The sequence below is a fragment of the Pseudenhygromyxa sp. WMMC2535 genome (assembly GCF_011083025.2).
On the sequence record NZ_JABJWV010000001.1, the window covers coordinates 2,207,600 to 2,229,737 of the forward strand.

7 protein-coding genes are annotated in these 22,138 nt (G+C 66.7%); all 7 read right to left on the bottom strand.

The window, feature by feature from the left end; genetic code table 11:
* Positions 1-83: 83 nt before the first annotated feature.
* The gene (locus tag G6O69_RS08325) at positions 84-12,185 is read right to left on the bottom strand and encodes a tetratricopeptide repeat protein (protein WP_172302990.1); all 12,102 of its coding nucleotides are present in this window, start codon (positions 12,183-12,185) and stop codon (positions 84-86) included.
* Positions 12,186-12,643: 458 nt separating this feature from the next.
* A complete protein-coding gene (locus G6O69_RS08330; protein WP_172302991.1) occupies positions 12,644-13,543 on the bottom strand; it encodes a tetratricopeptide repeat protein in 900 nt (299 codons plus the stop codon).
* Between the two features lie 167 nt (positions 13,544-13,710).
* A complete protein-coding gene (locus G6O69_RS08335) occupies positions 13,711-15,816 on the bottom strand; it encodes a TonB family protein (protein ID WP_172302992.1) in 2,106 nt (701 codons plus the stop codon).
* Between the two features lie 248 nt (positions 15,817-16,064).
* Positions 16,065-16,337, bottom strand: a complete 273-nt coding sequence (locus tag G6O69_RS08340) for a hypothetical protein (protein ID WP_172302993.1) — start codon at positions 16,335-16,337, stop codon at positions 16,065-16,067.
* Between the two features lie 148 nt (positions 16,338-16,485).
* The gene (locus G6O69_RS08345; protein WP_176396715.1) at positions 16,486-16,653 is read right to left on the bottom strand and encodes a hypothetical protein; all 168 of its coding nucleotides are present in this window, start codon (positions 16,651-16,653) and stop codon (positions 16,486-16,488) included.
* A gap of 59 nt (positions 16,654-16,712) precedes the next feature.
* The gene (locus G6O69_RS08350) at positions 16,713-18,161 is read right to left on the bottom strand and encodes a tetratricopeptide repeat protein (RefSeq protein ID WP_172302994.1); all 1,449 of its coding nucleotides are present in this window, start codon (positions 18,159-18,161) and stop codon (positions 16,713-16,715) included.
* 2 nt (positions 18,162-18,163) lie between these two features.
* Positions 18,164-22,051, bottom strand: coding sequence for a tetratricopeptide repeat protein (locus G6O69_RS08355; protein WP_176396716.1), 3,888 nt, complete (start codon positions 22,049-22,051; stop codon positions 18,164-18,166).
* Positions 22,052-22,138 lie beyond the last annotated feature (87 nt).

The following is a 22,138-nucleotide window of genomic DNA, read 5'->3' on the forward strand; positions in this document are numbered from 1 at the left end:
GAGACCCCGCCTGCAACCAACAAAGAAGGGACCCGCGAAGGTCCCTGCTTTGTTTGTTGGTGGCGAGGCGAGGCCTCGCTCGGTCACCCGACCTGGATGCCGATGCCCCGACGCGCGTCGAAGTAGTCCTCGGAGATCGAGTAGAGCACCAGCTCCTTGATCTTGTCCTTCGGCGTCATCGTCGACCCGAGCAGGCTCTGCTCCTGCGAGACCATCAGCGCGGCGGTCTGCAGATCGCCGCACATCAGCAAGCCGACGCGGTAGCCGGTCAGCTCGACGGCCGCGGCCCAGCGCTTGACGTCGGTCGAGCCGCCGGCCTGGATGAACTTCTTCATCAGGCTGCCGAGCTGGTCGACGTGGCCGGCGCTCATCCGCCCCTTGATCTCGCGGGCGATGGAGTCGAGGGCGGCGGTGTCGCCCTGGACCGGCATGCCGCAGATCCGCATGCAGGCCATGAACACCTGCTTGAGGCTCTGGGGCGAGCGGTCGATGGTCACGTAGGCGTAGTGCGGCGGGTAGAGCTCCATCATGTGCTTGCCGAGGGCGAACACGAGGTGGTGCTCCTTCTTGCCGCGCAGGATGTTCGAGTACACGACCATCGAGGGGTGCACGGAGCCGTCGCGCTTGACGTTGATCACCGTGATGTCGCCGGGCTCGTTGGGGCGCAGGTAGACGTCGGGCGCGCTGACGTTGAGCACGTCCTTGACGTACTTGGCCACCTGGGCGAAGGGCGAGGGATCGAGGGTGATGTCGGTGCGGCTGTCCGCCTTGATGGTGGGCGGCAGCTCCTTGGCCCGCCAGGCCGCGAGCGGCTGGGCGACGAGGCCGAGGATGCCGGTCAAGAACGCGTCTTGATCCGGGTGGAACACGTGCTTGCGCATCGTGGTCTCGCTCAGGCGCTGGCGCGCCCGCACGAAGCCCTCCTGGCGGTGCTCCTCGTAGAGCGCCTGCTGCTCGTCGTTGGCCTTCTTGAGGAAGACCAGCGCCTGCGCCAGGCACCACGCCTTATCGAGCTGATTGCTGGCCCGATAGATGTTGTAGAGCGCGTGGTAGCTCTCGATCCGGTAGGGCTCCTGGGCGATCAGGGCCTGGTGCGCGGCCACGGCCTTGGGCGCGAACTCGGTCGGGTTTTGATCGAGCAGGCGCTCGTAGATCTCCGCGAGGATGATCTGCCACTTGGGGTTGTTCGGGTCGTACTGGTTGGCGACGATCGTGAACACCTCGGCGGCCGACTGGAAGTTGCTCAGCCGGGTCCGGTAGATCTCGCCGAGATTGCTCCACAGCGCGAGCTTGAGCTCGTCCTCCCCATCGGCGGGCAGGCGCTTGATCATCTTGCGATAGGAGCGCTCGAGGGTCTTCCAGTCCTTGGTCTTGGTCACCAAGGCGTCGATGGCCTGGAAGGCCTTGAGGTAGGTCGGGTCGTCGTCGAGGACCGTGTTGAAGCGATCGATCGCCTCGTCCTGGGCCTTGAGGTTGTCGCGGAGCACGACCGCTGCCGTGTAGTTGTAGCGGCTGCGACGCAGCCCCTCGGTCTCGATCTCGACGATGCGATCGATGATGCTGATCAGATCGTCCCACTGCTTGGTCTCCTGGTAGAGCGCCAGCAGGGTGTGCAGCATCGGGAAGTCCGTCGGCCGCAGGTCGAGGGCAGAGTTGAAGGACTCGGCCGCCTTGCTGCGGTTGTCGAGCTTCTCGGTGTAGAGCTCGCCGATCTCCTTGTAGAGCTCGAAGCGCTCCTCGTCGCTCTCGACGACGTCGACCAGGGCCCGCTTGGCCTGGATCACGCCCTCCCAGTCATTCGCCGCCGACTGCAGCTCGATGACCGCCTCGAGCACCTTCCGGTTGAAGGGCTGAACCTCGAGGGCCTTCTCCATGTAGTTGAGCGCCTTGCGGGGCTCGTTTTGCCGACGCTTGATCGTACCCAGCCGGTAGTAGACGAGCACGGTGTCGTCGTCGCTCTGGCTGTCGCGGTGCTGGACCAAGATGGTCTGGTAGAGCTTGAAGGCCCGGTCCCAGTTCTCCTGCTCGAAGAGCAGGTCGGCCATGCCGGTCAGCACCTCGTGGTTGGTCGAGTCGATGTCGTAGGCCGACTTGTAGCGCTTGAGCGCCTTCTCGCCCTGACCGAGCTTGCGCGCGACCCGAGCGGCGCGCAGGTAGAGCTCGCGCAGCTCCTCGTCGTCGAGCTCGAGCTGGTCCGACTTGCGGGCCAGCATGTCGAAGATCGGGTCGGCCTCGTCGAAGCGCTCGGCCGCGTAGTAGACGCGCGAGAGCACCTTGCCGACCTTGACGTGCTCGGGGTCGATGCTGATCGCGGTCGCGAACATCTTCGTGGCCGCGCCCTCGTCCTCGAGCTCCTCGAGGAAGATGAACCCGGCCTCGGCGGCGAGGTTGGTCTTCTCGAAGTTGTTGGTCGCGTAGTCCGAGGCCGACTGCAGCGTGCGCGCGGCCTTGAGCCAGTCCATGCGCGCCTTGTAGAGCTCGGCGAGGATGACCAGCGCCGGCACGTGGCCGGGGTCGATGGTCAGCGCGTCGTTGAGCCGGCGCTCGGACTCGGCCTGGTCCTCGAGCTTCTGGAAGTAGACCCGGCCCATGCGGGTCAGCAGCTCGAGGCGAGCCTGCGGATCCTGGTTGAGCTGGACCAGGCGATCCATGGTCTCGACCGCCGACGGCCAGTCCTCGATCGCCTCCTGGAGGCGGCTGAGGGTGTTGGCGGCCTCGAAGTGGTTGGGGTCGAGCTCGAGGATCTCCCGGTAGCAGTCGATCGCGCGATCGACGTCCTGGATCTGCTTCTCGAAGCACTCGCCCATGGCCAGGAGCAGGGCGATCTTCATGTCCACGTCGCCGATGGCCTCGACGTGGTTGCGGTAGGTCTCGACCAGCTCGGTCCACTTCTCGAGCCCGTAGTAGAGCTCCTCGAGGCGGCGGTAGGTCTCGTCGCGGGTGTAGTCGAGCTCGAGGATCTTCTCGAGGGTCTCGGTCGCCCGCTCCTTGTCGTCCGCGTGCTCGACGAGGGCCGTGGCCATCTTGTCGTAGATCTGGATCTGCTCTTCGACGTCGGCGGTCGCGTCGAGCTCCGCCTCCAGGGTCTCGAGGTAGTCCTCGATGTTGCCCTGGCTCATGTACAGCCGCTCGAGGGCCTGGAGCGCGTCGCGGTCCGTGGGCTCGCTCGCGGTGATGTCCTTGAAGGTCTCGATGGCCGCCGCGGCGTCCATCAAGCTGACCTCCTGGACCATGCCGATGCGCTTGCGGATGACCAGGATCTCGTCCGGGTCGTCCATGATCTGCGCGCGGCGGTCGAGGACCGCGACGAGCTCGTTCCACTCGCCCTGGGTCTCGTGCAGGCGCGCGAGCGAGTCGAGGGCGACGGTGCTCTCGCTGTCGATCTCGAGCACGCGGCGGTAGCTCTCGATCGCGGCCGGGAGATCACCGAGGCCGACCTCCTGGACCTGCGCCAGGTCGAGCAGCGTGGCCGCCTGGACCTCGGGCTCGGGCTCGAGCGGGACGATCCTCGCCAGGGTCTCGGCGAGCTCGGCGGACTGGCCGGCGCGGCGGTAGAAGTTCGACAGCTCGCGCAGCGCGTTGACGCTCTCGGGGTTGAGCTCGAGGGCCTTGTGCAGCGACTGGATCCCGTAGTCGGGGCGGTCGAGGTGCTCGCCGTACCAGCGGCCGATCTTGACCCACAGCTCGCAGCGCTCGAGCGGGTCCTCGATCTCGTTGACGATCGCGTTGTACTCGTTGAGCAGCTCGCCCCACTTGTTGGCGGCGGTCGCGATCCGCTCGAGCTCGCGCGAGGTGTCCTCGTTCGAGTAGTCGACGTTGAACGCCGCCTGGAGGATGGCGAAGGCCGTGTCGAGGTCGCCGAGCTGCTCCTCGTAGACCCTGGCGGCCTGCTGGAGGAAGGAGACCTTCTCCTCGACGGCGTCGTCTTCAGCGACCTCGGCGCGGGTGATCAGCAGCTCGGTGAGCGCGTCCCACTGCTCCGTCTCGCGGTAGATCGCGTCGAGGGCGTCGGCCGCCGGCGGGTGACCGGGGCGCAGGTCGAGGATCTCGAGGTAGGCCCCGCTGGCCTGCATCTTGTTCTCGAGCTGCTCCTCGTAGATCGACGCGACCTGCATGAGCACGTCGATCTTGCTCTCCTCGTCCTCGATGACCCCGGCCTTGCGCTCGAGGATCTGGATCGCCTCCTGCCAGCGACCCTCGGTGGTGTAGAGCTCCTCGAGCGCGGCGAGGGCCTCCATGTCACCGGGGACGATGGCGAGGACCTGCAGCCAGGCCGCGATCGCGTCGTCGGTGGCCATCAGGTACTCGCCCTGGATCTGGCCGATCTGGGCCCACAGGTCGCGCAGGCGCTCGTGGGCGAGCACGCCCGCGGGCAGCTGGACCATCCGCGAGAGGATGTCGATCAGCTCGACCCAGGCCTGGCTGTCCTCGTAGAGCCGCTTGAGGGTCTCGAGGGTCTCGAGGTTCTCGGGGTCGATCTCGAGGGCGTTGGTCCACGCCTCGAGGGCGTTGAGATCACGCTCGAGCTTCTCGCCGTAGGTCCGGCCGAGGCGCTGGTAGGCCTCGACGCGGGCGGCGGGCTCCTCGAGCACGTAGGTCAGGCGCTCGAGGATCTCGACGAGCTCCTCCCAACGCTCGGCCCGCTCGTGGAGGCCGGCGAGCTCGAAGAGCCCGAGCGGATCCTCGCCGCGCAGGTCGAGCACGCGACCCCACAGGTCGACCGCGTCGGACTCGCGGTCGAGGGCGTCGGAGGCGATCTTCGCCATGCGCTGGTAGCAGCCGGCCATGTCGTCGTCGGTGTTCGCGACGTCGACCATGCGCTGGTAGTTGTCGAAGAGATCCGACCAGCGATGCTGGCTGAGGTAGAGCGCCTCGAGGCGCGCGAGCGCCGCCGCGTTATCCGGGGCGTTGTCGAGCACCCGCGTGTACGCGGCGATCGCCTCGTCGATGTTGCCCAGGTAGGCCTCGAAGTTCTGCGCGAGGCGCAGCTCAAGTTCGACGAGCAGCTCCGAGTCCATCTCGACGCCGATCCGGCGCTGGAGGATCTCGGCGAGCTCGACGTACATCGCCGCCTGGGTGTAGAGGCGATCGAGGGCCGCGAGCGCGGGCACGTTGTCCTCGTCGAGCTCGAGGACGGCGCGGTAGTAGCCGATGGCCCGACCGTAGTCCTGGAGCTTCTGGTCGAGGATCCGCGCGCTGCGGGCCAGGACCTGCTGGCGGACCTCCGGCGAGACCGAGTCCGCGTCCTCGAGGATCTGATCCCCGACGTCGACGATCGCCCCCCACTCCTGGGTGGCCTCGCCGAGGCGCTCGATCTCCTCGGTGATCTGCACGCTCATCGGATCGTCGATGTAGGCGCGCAGCCACCACAAGAAGGCCTGACCGATGTCGCCGAGGCGACGCTCGCAGATCTCGGCCACGTTTTGGATGACCGTGAACCGGTCGGCGGCCTCCTCGATCGACTCGAGCCGGGCCTCACCGAGCTTGACCAGGGGCTCCCAGCGCTCGGCGGCGAAATAGATCGGCTCGAGGATCTCGGCGATCTCGTGCTGATGCTCGCCCTCGTAGAAGATGAATTCGAGGGCCTGCTGGCTCGGCGAGTGCTCGGGCTGGATGTTGAGGATCTCCCGGTAGGCCTCGATCGCGTTGGGCAGGTCGCCCATGTTGATCTGGTAGGTCTGGCCCATGCGGTACTGCAGGGCGATGGAGCTGTCCTCGTCCTCGGTGATCGTGATCTGCCGCTGGAGGTTCTCGACGAGGTCACCCCAGCGCTCGAGGTGGCTGAAGATCGCGTCGAGGGCCTCGATGGCCTCGCGGTCCTCGGGGTCCTCGAGCAGCACCTTGCGGTAGCGGTCGATGGCCGCCTCGACGTCCGAGAGCTGGTTGAGGCGGACCGCGGCCACGCGCTTGAGCATCTTGGCCTTGACGAGCGGGTCCATGATGTCCTCGGACTGCTCGTCGAGGATCCGCGCGTACTTCTCCCAGTCGCCGGTGACCTCGGCGAGCCGGGTCATCTGCTCGACGGTGGTCTCGTCCTCCTTGTCCACGGCGAGGGCGCGGGCGTAGGTGTCGAAGGCCTTGTCGAACTCCTGGAGCTGGCGCTCGTAGGTGTCGGCGATCTTGTGCAGGCGCTCGATCTTGGCGAGCGGGTCCTCGGTGTGCTCGACCATGACCTCGTAGAGGTCGATCAGCTTCTCCCACTCGGCGAGCTGCTCGTAGAAGGGCTCGAGCACCTCGGCGGCCATCATCGGCTGGGTGTCGCCGTGGGCGATGCGACCCAGGGCCTCGATGGTCGGCTCGTGGTTGGGGTCGTGGGCCAGGACCTCGCGGTAGGACTCGACCGCGCGGACCGGGTCGGCGAGCTGGTTCTCCCACAGCGCGCCGATGCGGTGACGCAGGGCGGTCTGCTCCTCGTGGCGGTCGGCGACCTCCACGGCCTGCTCGAGGATCTGCAGCTGGTCGTGCCAGCGCTCGGCCTGACCGTAGAGCCGGTCGAGGGCCTGGATCGCGTCGTAGTCCGTGGGGTCGATGTCGAGGATCGCCTGGTAGGTGTCGATCGCACGCTCGACGTCGCCGAGCTCGCGGTCGTGGACCTGACCGAGGACGTGGAGGGCCTGGCGGCGGTCCTCGGCGGTCTCGGCCAGCTCGGTCTTGCGCTGGTAGACGTCGCGCAGGGCCTCCCAGTTCTCGAGCCCGAGGTAGAGCTTCTCGAGCGCGTCGAGGGCCCGGGCGTCGGCGTCGTCGAGGCCGAGGACCTGCTGGTAGAGCTCGATCGCCCCCTCGGCGTCCTCCATCATGGTCTCGCGGATGTCCGCGGCGTAGAGCAGCAGGGCCTTGCGGTCCTCCGCGTCCTCGACCATCTCGGCCTTGCGGGTGACCGCAGCGACCAGCGCCTCGAAGTTGTTGGTCCGGCGGTGGACCTCGATCAGCGCGTCGATGGCCGCGAAGTTGCCCGGGTCGATCTCGAGGATCTTGCCGTAGCTGGCCGCCGCGGACGCGGCATCGTCGAGCACCGTCTCGTAGATCTGCGCGACCTTGTCGAGGATCTGGATGCTCAGCTGGTCGTCGACGATGTCCTCGATCGCCGACTCGTAGAGCGCGACGAGCTCGGCGAAGGTGCCCATCTGGTTGGCCAGGTTGTCGAGGCGCTGCTGCGTGGTCTCGTTGGCCGGGTCCTCCTTGAGCGCGCGGCCCATGGCCTCGAAGGCCTGATCGGGCTGCTCGCCGGCGATCTCGTAGAGCTCCGCGATCTGGTGGAGCAAGGCGATCCGCTCGGTCGGGTCGAGCGAGCGCGCGACCATGATCTCGTAGGCGCGGATCAGCTTGGCCCACTCGTTGCTCGAGCGGTAGATGTTCTCGAGGATCTTGGCGACGGTGAGCTGCTGCTCCTCGTCGTCGAGCAGGGTCTCGAGGGCCGCGAGCGCGTCGGCGTTGCCCGGGTCGTAGTCGAACACCCGGCGGTAGATCTCGACGGCCAGGCCGGCCTGCCCGAGCTTGCTCAGGCGGACCTCACCCAGGCGCAAGCTGAGCTGGATCATGTCGTCGGGATCCCCGGCCAGCGCGAGCTGACGATCGAGGATCTCGGCGAGGTCGGCCCAGTTCTCCTGGCCCTGGTAGAGGCGATCGAGCGCGACGATCGCCTTCATGTTGGTGTCGTCGTCGGCGAGGATCTCGTTGTAGGTCGAGATCGCCTCGGCGTGCTGCTGGAGCATCTCCTCCTGGAGATAGGCGATCTTGAAGCGCAGCCCCTGGCGAAGCTCGGGGTCGTCCTCGAACTCGACCTTGCTGCGGTAGACCTCGAGCAGCTGGGCCCAGTTCTCGGCGCGCTGGAACAGCTCCTCGAGCGCGTCGAGGGCCTCGCGGTTCTCGGGGTCGATGTCGACGGCCCGCTGGTAGCAGGTCACGGCCTGCTCGGCCTGGCCGAGCTGGGTGTCGTAGACCGAGGCGAGCTTGTGGAGCAGCTGCTTCATCAGCTCGCTGGGCAGGTCCTTGGCGACCGCGCCCTCGTAGAGCTCGGCGAAGTCGGCCCAGCGCTCGTCCAGGCTGGCGATCTGCTCGAGCGAGGCCTGGGCGGTCTCGTCCTCGGGGTCGGCCTTGAAGGCGCGCGCGTAGGCGTCGAAGGCCGCCCGGCTGTCGCCGAGCGCGGTCGCCTGGATCTCGCCGATCTTGAGCAGCAAGACCACGCGATCCGGGGTGACCTCTTCGGCCGCGGCCAGGATCTCGAGCACGGTGACCAGCTGCGGCCACTCCTCGCGGCGCTGGTAGACCTCGCGCAGGATCGTCGCGACGGTCACCTTGAGCTCGTCGTGCTCGAGCCAGCTCTCGAGGCGCTGGCGCGCGTCCTCGTGGTCGGGGTCGTACTCGAGGACCTCGCGGAACAGCTCGATCGCCTCGGGGGCGTCGTCGAGGTGCTCTTGTAAGATCACGCCGAGGCGATGGCGGATCGTCGCGCGATCGGGGAGCTTCATCCCCGCCTCGCTCTCCTCGCCCTGCTCCTCGACGACCGCGAGCTCGCGGCGGAGGATGTCGGCGAGCTCCTGCCAGCTCTCGAGCCCGAGGTAGAGGCGGTCGAGGGCCGCGAGCGCGGCCGGATCCTCGACGCCCATGTCGAGCACGGCGCTGTAGGCCGCGACGGCTTGCTCGGCGTGACCGAGCTGCTCGTGGATCGAGCCGATCCGCGTCTGGATCTGCCGGCGCTCGTCGTCGTCGGTCGCGAGCTCGAGCTGGGTGGTCAGGACCTTGAGCAGGTCCTCCTCGCGGCCGAGCGCGAGGTAGAGGTTCTCGAGCGAGGCCAGCGCGACCTCCTGCTCGGGATCGATCTCGAGGATCTCCTGGTTGACCGTCAGCGCCTTCTCGAGGTCGGCGAGGCGCTTCTCGTAGACCTCGGCCACGGTCAGGCGCAGGGGCAGGCTCTCGGCGTCGGGGCCGTACTTGGCGTAGGCCTGCTCGAAGGACGCGACCAGCTCACCCCAGAGGTTGGTGTCCTCGGCCAGCCGGCGCATGTGGTCGGCGGACTCGGCCTGGGTGTGGTCCTCGTCGACGGACTGCTTCCAGTACTGGAAGGCCTGGGCCTGGTCGTTGTGGACCCGCTCCGCCAGGTCGGCGAGGCGCGCGAGCAGCTGCTGGCGCTCGTAGGGGTCCTCGTTGTGCTGGAGCTTGATCTGCAGCGGCGTCGAGATGTGCCGCTCGTCGCCGGCCTCCTCGTAGAGCTCGAGCAGGGCCTCGGCCAAGGTCAGGTTGTTCTCGTCCTTGGCGAGCGCCTTCTCGAGCGAGCGGACCGCCCGATCGGGCTTGTCGAGCTGGGTCTTGTAGAGGTTGGCGACCTTGAGGTTGAGCTTGGTCGCCTGCTCCGGGTCCTCGACGTTGTCGACCTCGCGCTCGAGCACGCGGATGAACTCGGACCACTTGTCCTGCTTGGCGTAGAAGCTCTCGAGCGAGTCCATGTCGCCCTCGGCCAGGTAGAGCTTCTTGAGCGCGTCCTGGGCCCGACGGTTGTCGGGCTCGAGCTCGTGCAGCGTCTCCCAGGTGCGGATCGCCGCGGCGTTGTCGTCGAGCTTGTCCGCGTAGAGCAGGCCGAGCTTGACGAGCAGCTGGCTCTTCTTCTTGTCGTCGTCGAGGATCTCGCACAGCGTGGACAGGGTCTTGGCCAGGGCCTCCCAGTCCTTCTCGCGCTCCTGCATGCTCTCGAGGTGCTCGAGGGCCTCGAGGTTGGTCGGATCCCCCTCGAGCACGGCGCTCCACAGCTGGATCGCCAGCGCCGGCTTCTTGATCTTCTTGCCGGCCGTGCGCGCGACCTCGAGCATCTGCTCGTGGCGCTCGGCGGGGTCCTCGATCAGCGAGAGCTCCCGCTGCTGGACCATGATCATCTTCTCCCAGTCGCGGCGACGGGAGTAGAGCTCCTTGAGCTTGCCGAGGGCCTCGACGTTGTACTCGTCGGTCTCGATCACGGCCTCGAAGCTCTTGATCGCCTCGGCCTGGTTGTTGAACTTGTCGAGGAAGAGGCGGCCAGCCTCGAGGTTGAGCTCGGTCTTCTTGGCCGGGTCCTCGTAGAGCTCGGCGCGACGGCGGATCCGGCTGATCAGATCCGGCCAGCGCTTCATCTGTTCGAACTGCGCTTGCTGGGCCTCGACGACCTCGAGCAGCGCCTCGTTGTCGCCCGTCGCCTCGACGAGCTTCTCGAGCTGCGACAAAGTCGTGACCACGAGGCCGGGCTGCTTGAGGCGCTCACGGTAGAGGTCGAGCAGCTCCCAGTAGAGCGGGATCGACTCCTCGTCGCTGACGTGCTTGATGTGATCCTTGTAGAGATCGGCGACGTTGCTCCACTTGTTGTTGTCGATGTAGAGCTGCTTGAGCCGGTCGCGCGGCATCTGCTTGAGGGGCATGGCGCTGACCGCCGCCCGCCAGGCGTCGATGGCCCGCTTGCCGCCCTTCTTGGACGCTTGCTCGGCCTTGTCGATGAGCGCCTGCTCCTCCTCGGTGTAGCTGCCGTCGTCTGCGGACGCTGCCCGCGGCTCGTCGTCGTCCGCGTCCGCGTCCGCGTCCGCGTCCGCGTCGGAGTCGGAGTCGGAGTCGTCAGAGTCGTCCTCTGCCTCCGCGGCCGCTGCCGCCTCGGCCGCCGCCGCCTCTTCGGCCGCCGCCGCCTCCGCTGCCGCCGCCTCTTCGGCCGCCGCCTGCTCGGCCGCCGCCTCCGCTGCCGCTGCCTCGGCCGCCGCTGCCTCCTCGGCCTCCTCGGCCGCCGCTGCCTCGGCCGCCGCCGCCTCTGCTGCCGCTGCCTCGGCCGCCGCTGCCTCCTCGGCCGCCGCCGCCTCGGCTGCCGCCGCCTCTTCGGCCGCCGCCGCCGCTGCTTCTTCAGCAGCCTCGGCCTCCGCTGCCGCCGCTGCCTCGGCCGCCGCTGCCTCTTCGGCGGCCGCCGCCTCTGCTGCCGCTGCCGCCTCGGCTGCCGCCGCCTCTTCGGCTGCTGCCGCCTCTGCTGCCGCCGCCTCTGCTGCCGCCGCCTCGGCCTGATCGTCGCCAGCTTCGAGCGGACCGAAGGCCCCCTCGAACTGCTCGATCAACGGGTTGCCAGCCGCGTCGGCTGCCGCGCGACCGAGCAGCCGCCGGGCCGCGTCGATGTCCTCGGTCTGCCAGGCGAGCTCGCCTGCTTGAAGCGCCAGGACCGTGGCGTCGTCGGCATCGGCGATCGCGATGCCGCGCTCGGCGAGCTCGACGACGCCTTCGTACTGACCACTCTCCGCGCCCGCGAGCTTGACGGCGCGATAGGCCGCGAGCTGACCGGGGAAGGCGGTGCCCGAGGCGTAGGCGAGCTCGAGGGCCTGGCGGTAGAAGTAGGCCGCCATGTCCGGGTTTTGCAGCCGGACCTGCCAGATGTTGCCGAACTCGGTCAGCATCGCCACGCGATCGGCCTCGTCGGCGATCAAGCTGGCGCGGCGATCTTGGAGCTGCTGGATGTGCTGAAGGTGGCCGCCCGAGGCGAGGGTCGTCTCGGCCACGAAGGCCGCCTCGTCGTTGACCGGGTCGGCGTCGAGGGCCTTGAAGAGCAGCGGGAGCAGGCGCGGATCGTCGGGCTGCTCTTGCTGGAGGATCCGAGCGGCGCGCATGTAGAGCGCACCGATCTGCTCACCGCGGTTGGCGACGTCGGCCGCCAGCGGATCGTCGGCCCCCGTCAGCGCGCGCAGCTGATCCAAGGTCGTGTCGAGCCCGAAGTTCCAGTTGCTGCGATCGTAGAGCGTCTCCTGGAAGCGCGCCTGATAGACGGTGTTGTCCGGCTCCTCGTTGGCCGCGGCCGCGAGGTAAGGCTTGGACGCGTCGATCTGCCCCGAGTTGAGCTGCGCACAACCAAAGGCGTAGTTCAGCCGAGGCGCGCGCGCGGGGTCTTGGTTGATGCGCAGCTCGAGGCTCATCAGCTTGTTGACCATCTCGAGGTGTGCCATGTCCCGGTAGATCAACCGGGCATGCTCGAGAGCGGTCACGTTGCTCTGATCGAGCTTGAACGCTTTTTGGTAGCACTGCATCGCGCGCGCTTTGTCGAGGAGCATGACCTCGCAAGCGCGCGCGAGTTCGAAGAGCGCGAGGGACTGCTGGGAAGCGTCCGGGAGGCCGGCGGCCTCTTGCTCGATCTCGTCGATGACAGAGTTCCAGTCCTGGACTTGCTTGAGGCGCGCCTTGATCCGCTGGGTGACTTCCATCTGGGCCCTATCCTGCCAGCATCACAGAGGATTTTCACTGGCTGGGGCGCCGATATAACACGTCGGCTCCAAACCACTCAACGCGGCGCCTGCACGCCGAGCGCTCTGCGACCTCGACGACGCGCGCTCGGGCACCAAGTCGCGCACCTCGAGAGCGGCTCCAGGCGGGGCCGCACTCGACCATGGCGACGCCACGAGACCACCTTCACGGTGAACCCGCAGGCCCGAGAACGCGTTTTTGCCGGAGCCACCGCCCGCACGGACGAGGCCTCACGGCCAGGCGCTGTAGATTGGATCAGCCCTTCGCGGAGCCCCGGGCTCGCGGGCCGGCCCACGCGGCTCGGTCCGACATCTGCCTGCGCGAGGACCCGGCGCGCCGGGCCAGGCTCCGGACCCAGCCCTGGACCCACTCCTGGACTTGGTTTGGAGCCCGGTGTTCAGGGCAGAAGATCAGAAGATCAGATCGGGCCCTGCATGCGCATGATCGTGTCTTGCGCAGCCTTCTTGATGTGCTCCGGCGAGTTCCCGGCCTTGTCCATGAACTCGTTGAGGGTCTTCTCGGCCTCTTCGCGCATGGGGATCTCGGCGTAGGCCATGCCCAGACCAAAGAGCACGTCGGGCTTGTCGGGGTCGATCAGCTTGGCCTTCTTGTAGGCGTCGACCGCTTCCTTGGGCTTGTTGAGGTTCAGCAGGGCGCGGCCCATGCCGTTCCACATGTCGGCGTCGGTCTCGTTGACCTTGGTGCCCGTCTCGAGCACGACCATGGCCACGTTCGAGAAGCCGTAGTCGATGTACATGTTGCCCAACGACACGAAGCAGGGGCTGTAGTTGCCGTTGAGCTCGATGCACTTGCGGTAGGCCTGGTCGGCCTGCTCGGGCTCGTCGAGCTGCTCGTGCAGCTTGCCCATCTGGAAGTGGGCCTTGTAGAGGTTGGGGTTGAGCTTGATCGCCTCGGAGAAGGAGGTGATCGCCTCGCGCCACTTGGTCTCCTGCTCGGCGCGGCTCGTCCCGGGCTCGGCGGCCTGAGCGACCTGCACGGCGCCGAGCTCGAACCAGTAGTCACCGCGCTGGCCCTCGCCCATGTTCTCGATGGCGCCGCGGAAGGCCTTCTCGGCGTCGACCCACTTTTGCTGCTTGCGGTAGAGCTTGCCCAGGTTGAGGTAGGCCTCGGCGTGGGTCGGGTCCTTCTTGATGGACTCCTGCATCGCCCGCTCGGCGCCGGACATGTTGTTCTTGTTCAGCTGCTGGATGCCCTCGTTCATCGCCTTGATCGAGTCCACTCGCGCCTGGCTGGTCAGGTTGCAAGCGGGGAGCAAGAAGGCGGCGGCGAGGAAGACTGCGGTCAAGTGGCGGCGCATCGGAAGACCTTCAGGGGCGCGGAATGATACCGAGCAGGGCTACTGGTTACAACTGCGGTGATGGCAGGACACCCTCGATCCTGCGCTCGCGGCCGAGAACGCGAGAAGAGCGGACCAAAGGCCCGCTCTTCTCGATCCCCTGCGCCGCTGTGCAGCGCGGGCGTCACTCAGCCGGGGCTGAGGTTGAAGGGGTAGGTGACGATGACGTTGCCGCCGCCACGGGGCTTGGGGAACTTCCAGCGCTTGACCGCCTTGGCGATGCAGTTGCCCACGCTCTTGTCCTTGATCGTCGACTCCTGGACGACCGCCGAGCCGACCTTGCCCGTACCGGTGATCACGAAGTTGACGGCGACGCGACCTTGGAGGTTGGGGTCCTTGGTCAGGCCGGCGTTGTAGCAAGACCGGACCTCGTTGATGTGCGCGCGGACGATGCGACGGATGATGTCCTTGTCGAGCGCACCTTGGACCTTGGCCTTGGCCTGGCGGACCTTGGGGACACGCTTGCCGCGGCCACCGAAGCCAGCGCCCGAGCCACGGCCGTAGCCCGAGCCCGAGCCACCGCCGCCGCCCTTGCCGATCAGGCCGGTGTTGCCGAGGCCGATGGTGCCCTCACCGGTGCCACCGCCGCCGCGACCGGTGCCGACCAGGCCGAGGCCGCCGACGCCGTAGGCCTCACCGACCTCGCTGCCGGTCAGACCACCCCAGACGTCCTCGTCGTCGTTGCCGACCGCGAACGCGCCGCCGTGGGGCGAGGCCAGGAAGCTACCGCCCTGCTGCTGCATGACACCGAGGATGCCGGCGCTGCGCGCAGCCATGTCGGGGTCGAAGTTGCGAGCCATCTGCGGGACCGCGTTCTTCGGGCCCTTCATGGCGTAGAGGCCGGACTTGGACTTGCTCGAAGGCTTGCCCATCTTGCCCTCCTCACCGGCGTGGCGCTGACCCGTGCCGCCAGCGGCGTCGTCGGAGGCCTCGGTCTCCTCTTCGGGCGGCGGCTCCTCCTCCTTGGTCTCGTCCGGCTGGTGCATGAAGCGGGCGTAGGCCGGCTCGCCGTCGCCGTCCTCGAGGCTGATCGCCAGGAGGTCGTCGGGGATGCTGCGCATCAGCAGGTAGAAGGTGATGCCGATGACGGCGGTGCCGCCCACGTAGGCCCAAAACGGCCAGTCCACGTCGCCACGACCGGCGACGACCGCCCCCGGGTTGACCGTGTTGATGTGGAAGGTGATGTCCTGATAGTTGACCTTGCCCTGGACGCCGCGGGGCATCGGGAAGCTGTAGTGCGAGCCCGAGCCGCCAGCGCGGCCCGAGGACACCAGCTCCTCGAGGGACAGGGTCTGGCCGTCGAGGGTGACCTCGCCGGACATGTCCTTGGTGAAGTTGAGCGCAAACTCGCCGCCGCTGCTGCGCACGAGCGGGAAGGCGACCGAGTCGGGCAGACCCTGGGGCGGCACGTGGAAGACCGCGTTGTGGCCCTCGCCGATGGTGTAGTCGACGACGGTCTTCTCGCTCAGGCGCATGGCGCCGGCGACGAAGGGGATCATGCCGAGCAGCGCCAGCCCAAGGCCGAGGGCACCGGTGCCCGCGCCCGGCTTGGTCGGCTCGGTCATCTTGGCTTGCTTGGCCTCGCGCAGCTCGTTGGAGTAGCTCTCCCAGTCCTGCGTGACCTCGTAGCCGAAGAGCGCGAGGCCACCGACGAGCATGATGCCGCCGATGCCCATGAAGATCGGCGCGCTCGCCTTGCGGCTCTTGACCTGGCCGACGTGCGCGACGTCGAGGGCGGTGCGGCCGTACATCGCCACGACCTCGGCGACCTGGCGGCCGTCCTGGACCTCGACGGCGCCGACGTCGATCTGGATCGGGGGCGCGGCGGCGGCCATCGGCGCGGCGGCGGCCACCGGACGCGGCGGCGGGGTGCTCGGCGAGGCGGCCACCGGCGCCGCAGCAGCGGGCGCCGGCGCGACGGCCTGGGCGTCGGCGATCGACGAGATCTCGACGCGGTAGGGGCCGAAGGTCAGCACATCGCCCTGGCTGACCGAGGCGTTCTTGTCGATGGGCGCGCCGTTGAGCACGGTCCCCGTCGCGCTGCCGAGGTCGATGATCCGGACATCGTTGCCCGAGACCTCGATCACTGCGTGCATGCGCGCCACGGCCTCGTCCTCGAGGCACAGGTGGCTGCTCTTGAGCTTGCCGATCTTGATGACGTCTTGGCTGAGCGTCTTGGTGTCGACGAGCTCGTCTGCCCGGAAAATTTTCAGCGTGAGCGTCTTGCTGGACATCGGTCCTCGAAATACTTGGTTCGCCTGCGGGCGGTCGGGCCTCGTGTGCGCTCCCTTCGGGATTGGGAGACCGTCACACGCAGGCGGTCGTTGAGAAGTGGGTTCGGGTTCGGGCGTCTGGACAGCGACTTACTGGGCAGGTTCCTGGCGCTTGCGATTTTCTTCCCGAGGTCCTGGACCTGGTCCGTGAGCACGCGCACAGAGCGGCGTGACCAGCCCCTGCTGCGAGGGCTGGCCACTCCCCGGCCTCAGATGTCGTTGGCCATCTTGATGAGCTCGGAGATGAAGTGCGGCCGGATGGTGATCATGCTGGCGTGCTTGCTGCGGCCGCGCGAGCTCAGGTTGGCGCCCTCGGGCGAGAGGACCTCACCGTCGACGTCATCGTCTTCGAAGTCGTAGACGGTGACGCCACCATCGGACCCACGCATGGCGGCCGCGTCAGCGTCCTCCGGGGCGGCCCAGGCGGTGGCCGAGAGCAGGAACGCGACGGAAAAAACGAGCATCGACTTGCAGAACTTCATGGCTGGACTCCTGGGGAGCACACCGCCCAAGGGACGGCCGAGGCGAAACCTCGCTGGGGATATTAGCGGTGCGAGGAATGTGTGTAAACCATCGTATTGCGCTTGGAGGCGGCGAGAATCGATCTTTTGCGCTCGGGGATGGTTGCGATCACCGCGAGATCGCGGCCGCTCGGACCGCGTCGAGAGCCGCAGCCTGCGCTCCTGAAACCACGGCCAGCTCCCAAACGAGCACCCCTGCCGCTTGGATCTTCTTCGATCCCCCTCGAATCTCCGCGTCGAGAGCGCGGGCCCGGGCCGAGGCGGAAACGCAGCGCATGAAAAAGGGCGGCGCCGGATGCCGGGCCGCCCTCTCGGAGGATGCTCGTCGAGCTGGCTTTACTCGCCGCCCTCGCCGCCCTCTGCGTCCGCGGCGGCCTCTTGGGCCTCCATCGGGCTTTCCTCGCCCGCGGCCGCGGCCTGCTGCTCCATCTCGAGCAAGCGCTTGCGTCGCTCTTCTTCTTGCTTCTTCTCCAGGGCCTCGAGCTCCTTGGCCTTCTTCTCGAGCTCGGCCATCACCTTGAAGGTCTCGAAGGTGTCCTTGATGATCGCGTCACGGTCGACGCAATCGGCGTAGGCGTCGGCGTACTTCTTGTTGCCCTCGGCCATCTTCATGAACTTGCCGCAGTGCTCCTGGGCAGTCTTGTAGAACGCCTCGAGCTTGGTCTGATCGACGTCGTCCTGACCCACCAGGTGGTCCTGGTTGAGGACGGCCAGGTTGTACCAGGGCCGCGGGTCCTTCTTATCGATCTCCATGGCCTTGCGGTACCACTCCTCGGCCTCGGTGAACTTCTTGAGGCCGCGCTTCGCCACACCCATGGCGATGTAGACCTCGATGTCACGCTTGACGCTGGCGTCCTTGAGCGCGGTGTCGAAGGCCTTCTCGGCGGTCGGGTAGTCGCGGAAGCGGATCGCGATGAAGCCGATGTTGCGGTTCGCGTCGGCGTGGTTCGCGTCGATCGAGACGGCCTTCTTGAAGGCCTTGAGCGCGTCGATCTGGTTGTCCTGCTGCATGAAGAGCAGGCCCTGCAGGTTGCGGATGTCCGCGCTGTCCTGCTTGTCCTTCTCGAGCACGCGGATCGCCTGGGTCACCACCAGGTTGGCGAGCACCAGGTAGGAGGGATCCTTGAGCCGGCCGCGGTCGTAGTAGAGCCGCGCGAGGTTCTCGTAGGCCGCCTTGTTGCTGGTGTCGACGGCGAGGACGTTTTGGATCTGCTTCTCGGCGATCTCGAAGTCCTCTTGGCTGACCTTGTCGGCGTAGCGATCGCGGTGCGCAGCAGCGAGGTTGTTGCGCGCGGCGAAGGCCTGCTTCTTGTCGGCGTCGACGGACTTCTTGAACAGGTCGAGGGCCTTCTTGGTGTCGCCCTTGTTCCACGCGATCACGCCCAGGTTGTTGAGCGCGAGGTGGAAGTTCTTGTCGCCGAGCTCCTGGTAGACCTTGGCGGCCTTCTCCATGTCGCCGCACTCCTCCCAGAGCGCGCCGACGTTGAAGCGAGCGACGAGCATCGAGCGCTTGTTGCTCTCGTAGACCTCCTGGAAGGTCTTGGCCACCCGCTCACACTCGGCGGCGGACAGCGAGCCGTCGGACTTGGCCGTCTCGTAGGCCTCGTAGGCCTCCGCGAACTGGGCCTTGGCCTGCTCGTCGGGGACCTCGGCGTTGCCGGCGTCCTTGAGCTCCTTGTTGTCGGGGTTCTTGGAGTCCCCGCCCTTCTTCTTGCAGCCGACCATGGAGCCGGCCACGGCGAGGCCCAGGCACAGCGCGATGGGGGAGAGTTTATCGATGATCATGATTACTCCTCCTCTTCCTTGCTCTCGTCCGCGTCGGCCGAGGCGCTCGCGCCCCCGGTCTCTTCTTGCTTCTTCTTGACCGGGTTCTTGCGCCCGCCCATCGGATCCTCGAGCACGCCGACCTTCTCGATCCGGCTCGCGGTGTAGATGGACACGCCGAACAGCTCGTTGGTCGCCGGGTACTTCTCGGCGTCGCGCTGCTGCATCTCTTCCTCGCACAGACGCGAGAACTCGTTGAAGAACTGGAACTCCGTCGAGCGCTCGATGCAGTAGGTGTAGGCGGCGAGCGCCTCGTCCTGCAGCGGCTGCGCCTGATCGGCGAGCGCGTCACAGTAGGCCCAGACCTGCTCCTGCGTACGGAAGCTCTGGGGCACGTCGGCGCGGTAGAGCTGGTCCGCGAAGTTCTGGAGCACCGAGGCGGTGCGCGCCGCGGCGGCCAGCACCCAGTAGGGGCTGCCGGTGTCCTTGACGGCCGCGTACTCGTCCTTGAGCTCCTGGCCGAGCTTGACCTTCTCCTGGAAGAACTCGCCGAAGCGCTTCTTCGAGTCCTCGGCCTTCTTGAGCGACTCCTCGTACTTGCGCTCGAGCGAGGGGACGCCGGTGTCCTTGTAGTAGTCGAGGACCGTGAAATCGAGATCCTCGGGCATCTTGAGCGTCAAGTACTCCTCGTACTTGGAGTCCGCCCGGTAGACCATGGACATGGCCCAGGCGTTCTTGAAGTCCTCGATGCGCTTCACGTCGTCCTCGGGCAGCTTGATCTTGCTGCCGTTGCCGACGAGCTTGAGGATCTTCTTGAAGCGCGCCTGCGCGGCCTCGCGGCGCTTCTTGCCCCGGCGGTGGACGGTGATGATGCCCTGGGTGGGGCTACCGCAGCGCCTGGGGGGACGGAAGCGGGTCTTCTCGTCGCTCTCTTCGGCGGCCTTTTGCTTCTCCTCCATCTTCTTGCGCCGCTCGATCTCCTCGACGCCCGAGAGCACGCGACGACGCTTGATGGTGATGCAGGAGTCGTAGAGCAGCGGCTCTTCGCAGGAGCGGCGCCAGTCGATCTGCGCGATCACGGCCTCGGCGACCACGTTGCGGTCGATGCCGCCGCGCTTGCCGTAGGTCTTGAGGTACTGCTCGGCGTGGGAGCGCTTGGCCCCCTCGCTCTCGAGCAGGTCGTGCTGCGACCAGAAGATCTTCGCGGCCTTGTCGATGTCCTTCTTCTTGTAGAGGGACTCGTACTTGCCCAGGTTCTCCTTGGCCTTGCTCTCTTCACCGAGGCCGAGGCGGAACAGGTAGGCGTTTTGCAGCGCGTTGCTGGACCGGTCGTCCTTCGGGTACTGCTCGGCGAACTCCTCGTAGCGCTGGGCCGAGTCCGCGTAGTAGGCCACGGCCTGGTAGGACTCCGCGAGGAAGTGGAGCGTGTCCTGGGCGTGCTCGCTGTCGGGGAAGCGATCGAGCAGCGCCTGGCGGATCTGGATGGCCTGGCCGACCTGGTAGGCGGCGTCGGAGCAGTCGGCGGCGTTCCACAGCAGCGTGGCGGCGCTGTCGTGGTCCTCGAAGTTGTTGAACACCTCGATGAACTGCGCGGCGCACTTCTCGAAGCCCTTGGGGTCGCCGCCCTCTTCACCGTTGACGTAGGCCGCGCCCGCGTCGCGGTAGGCCATGCCCTTCTTCCAGCCGATGCCCGCGAGCAGCGTGGGCACGGCCTCGCGCACCGAGGAGTTCTCGGGGTGGTTCCAGATCTTCATGCCCTGGAGCTTGGTCGCCCACTCCTCGAGCTCCTCGCTGGCCGCGATGACCTCGGCCGGGTTGTTGTCCTTGTCGAGCCAGCGGATGGTCAGCAAGTCGATGAGCATCGCCGAGCACCAAGCGGCGTAGATCTGCGCCTCCTTGACGTCGTCGAACTTGGTCACCATCTCCATCAGGAGCGGCTTCGCCTCGTCGAACTTGTTGTGCTCCATCATGAGCTTTGCCCGGTGATACATGATCTTGGGCAGCTCTTTGTCGTCCTTCTTTTTGACGTACTTCGTGTAGATGTCGTACGAGCCGAGCATCTGCTTCTCTTCGTCCGTGTACTCGGTCTCAGGGAAGTCGTTCTCGGCGTCGACCTCGGTGTCCTTGCTCTTCTTGGGCTTCTTCTTCTTTTCCTCGCGGTAGATGCAGACGCCCTGATCGTCGAGCTGGCAGGACTTCTTCTTGCCGCCGGTCTCGTCGTACTCGAGGTAGTTCTTCATCGCGAGCATCTGCGCGTAGGCAGCGTCCGCGGTGTACTTGCCCTCGGGGTCGAGCTCGAGGGTGCGCACGAACTGGTCGTGCGCCTTCTTGAAGTAGTCGAGGCCGCGCTGGCGCTCGTCCTTGTCCTTGCTGTTGTAGGAGTTGGTGGCCAGGGCCCACAGCAGCTCGGCGTAGTAGTACTGGAGCTCGTAGCCGTCCTTGTCCCCCGGGAAGGTCTGGAGGAACACGCCGTAGGCGTTCTCGGCCAGCTCGTAGGTCCGCGGCAGCTTGGTCTTCTCGGCCTCGTCGTGCCAGACCGTGGCCATCTGCTTCATGGTGGCCAGGGCGTTGTCACGGCACTTCTTCTTGACGGCCTTCTTGACGTCGGCGTCCTTGAACTTGGTCCAGTAGGAGGCGAGCGCGTTGGTCTCGTTCCACTGGACCTCCTTGTTGTCGGTCGCCAGCGTGTTGACGACGATCTTGCCCTGCCACTCGCAGGTCATCGGATCGTCGGGGAAGATCTTCTGGAGCTCCTTGTAGACGAAGGTCGACTCGGGGTACTGGCCGTCGCCGAAGTACTGGTTGGCCAGCAGCTCCATCATCTTGCGGGCGTCGCTCTCGTCGGCGCCCGGGCCGTTGCCGACCTTCTGGAAGAAGTCCCAGGCCTTCGAGGGCTTGGACGCGTGGACGTAGGCGCGCACGAGGTCGCGGCGAGCGTCGCGGCGCAGCTGCTTGCCGTTGGCCTCGGAGCCCGCGCGGCCCTCCTTCGTGGCGTTGATCGTCTCCACGAAGTAGTGCAGCGATTTGTCGTAGCGGGCGTCGAACTCACCGATGGGGTTGAGGTGACACCACGCCAGCTTGTAGAGCGCGTAGGCGTAGACCGGGCTGTCCTTGAACTGGGTGACCCGCTCGTAGAGCCGGACCGCGTTGCCGATCTGGCCCTTGCCGAAGTAGTAGTCCGCGAAGGCCAGGTAGGCGTTCGCGATGTAGGGGCTGTTGGGGTAGTCGTTGATCAGGCGCTGGTAGGCCGCCTGCATCTTCGTCTCTTCACCCAGCTCGCCGAGCTCGAAGGCGTAGTAGTACAGCGCCTCGTCCATCCGCTTGTAGCTGGCGAACTGAGGGTTGCTGACGAGCGCCTCGTAGATCCGGGCCGCGCCCTCGCTGGCGGAGCGGGCGTCCTTCATGTGACGCTTTTGCTGCTCCTTGAGCTGGCTGGCGAGCTTGCCCTTGTTGGCGTCCTCGGCCTCGTAGATCTTCTCGTAGAGCGAGCCGGCCTGGAGGTCGAAGTAGGCCTTCTTCTCGAGGTAGTGATCAGCGAGGCGGAAGAGGTAGTCCGGATACTCGGGGTCCGAGGCCTCGGTCGTCTTGATCAGCCGCTTGAGGAACTCGATCTGCTTGTCGGCCATCTCCTGTTCGACGGCCTTGCGCTGCTGGGCAGCGAACTGCGAGCCCTCCATCATCTGGACGCCGCGCTCGCGTCGCTTCTCCTCGGCCTGCTTCTGCTCCTTGAACTTCGTGTCGAGCAGATCCGACTTGGCCTTGGTCTTCTTGGACTGGCGGTTGTAGCGAACGTTGCTGTCGTCTGGCTCCTGCGCGTAGCCAACATCAGCGACGAGCAGCATCGCCGCCACACTGCTCGCAGTGATCAGACCGATGGTGCGGGACCTATTGAAGCGGTTGTGCGACCTCATCTTGGACCTTTTGCGGTGGAGGCGGCGACGCTCAGAGCGCCGCTCGCCTCGGTGTTCCTTCGAACCTAGTGACTCGCTCGGTGACTC

Excerpts from the sequence above, each read along its gene's own strand:
- G6O69_RS08350 (WP_172302994.1), bottom strand. The coding sequence starts at position 18,161 with ATGATCATCGATAAACTCTCCCCCATCGCGCTGTGCCTGGGCCTCGCC.
- G6O69_RS08345 (WP_176396715.1), bottom strand. The coding sequence starts at position 16,653 with ATGCGCTGCGTTTCCGCCTCGGCCCGGGCCCGCGCTCTCGACGCGGAG.
- G6O69_RS08330 (WP_172302991.1), bottom strand. The coding sequence starts at position 13,543 with ATGCGCCGCCACTTGACCGCAGTCTTCCTCGCCGCCGCCTTCTTGCTC.
- G6O69_RS08340 (WP_172302993.1), bottom strand. The coding sequence starts at position 16,337 with ATGAAGTTCTGCAAGTCGATGCTCGTTTTTTCCGTCGCGTTCCTGCTC.
- G6O69_RS08325 (WP_172302990.1), bottom strand. The coding sequence starts at position 12,185 with ATGGAAGTCACCCAGCGGATCAAGGCGCGCCTCAAGCAAGTCCAGGAC.
- G6O69_RS08335 (WP_172302992.1), bottom strand. The coding sequence starts at position 15,816 with ATGTCCAGCAAGACGCTCACGCTGAAAATTTTCCGGGCAGACGAGCTC.
- G6O69_RS08355 (WP_176396716.1), bottom strand. The coding sequence starts at position 22,051 with ATGAGGTCGCACAACCGCTTCAATAGGTCCCGCACCATCGGTCTGATC.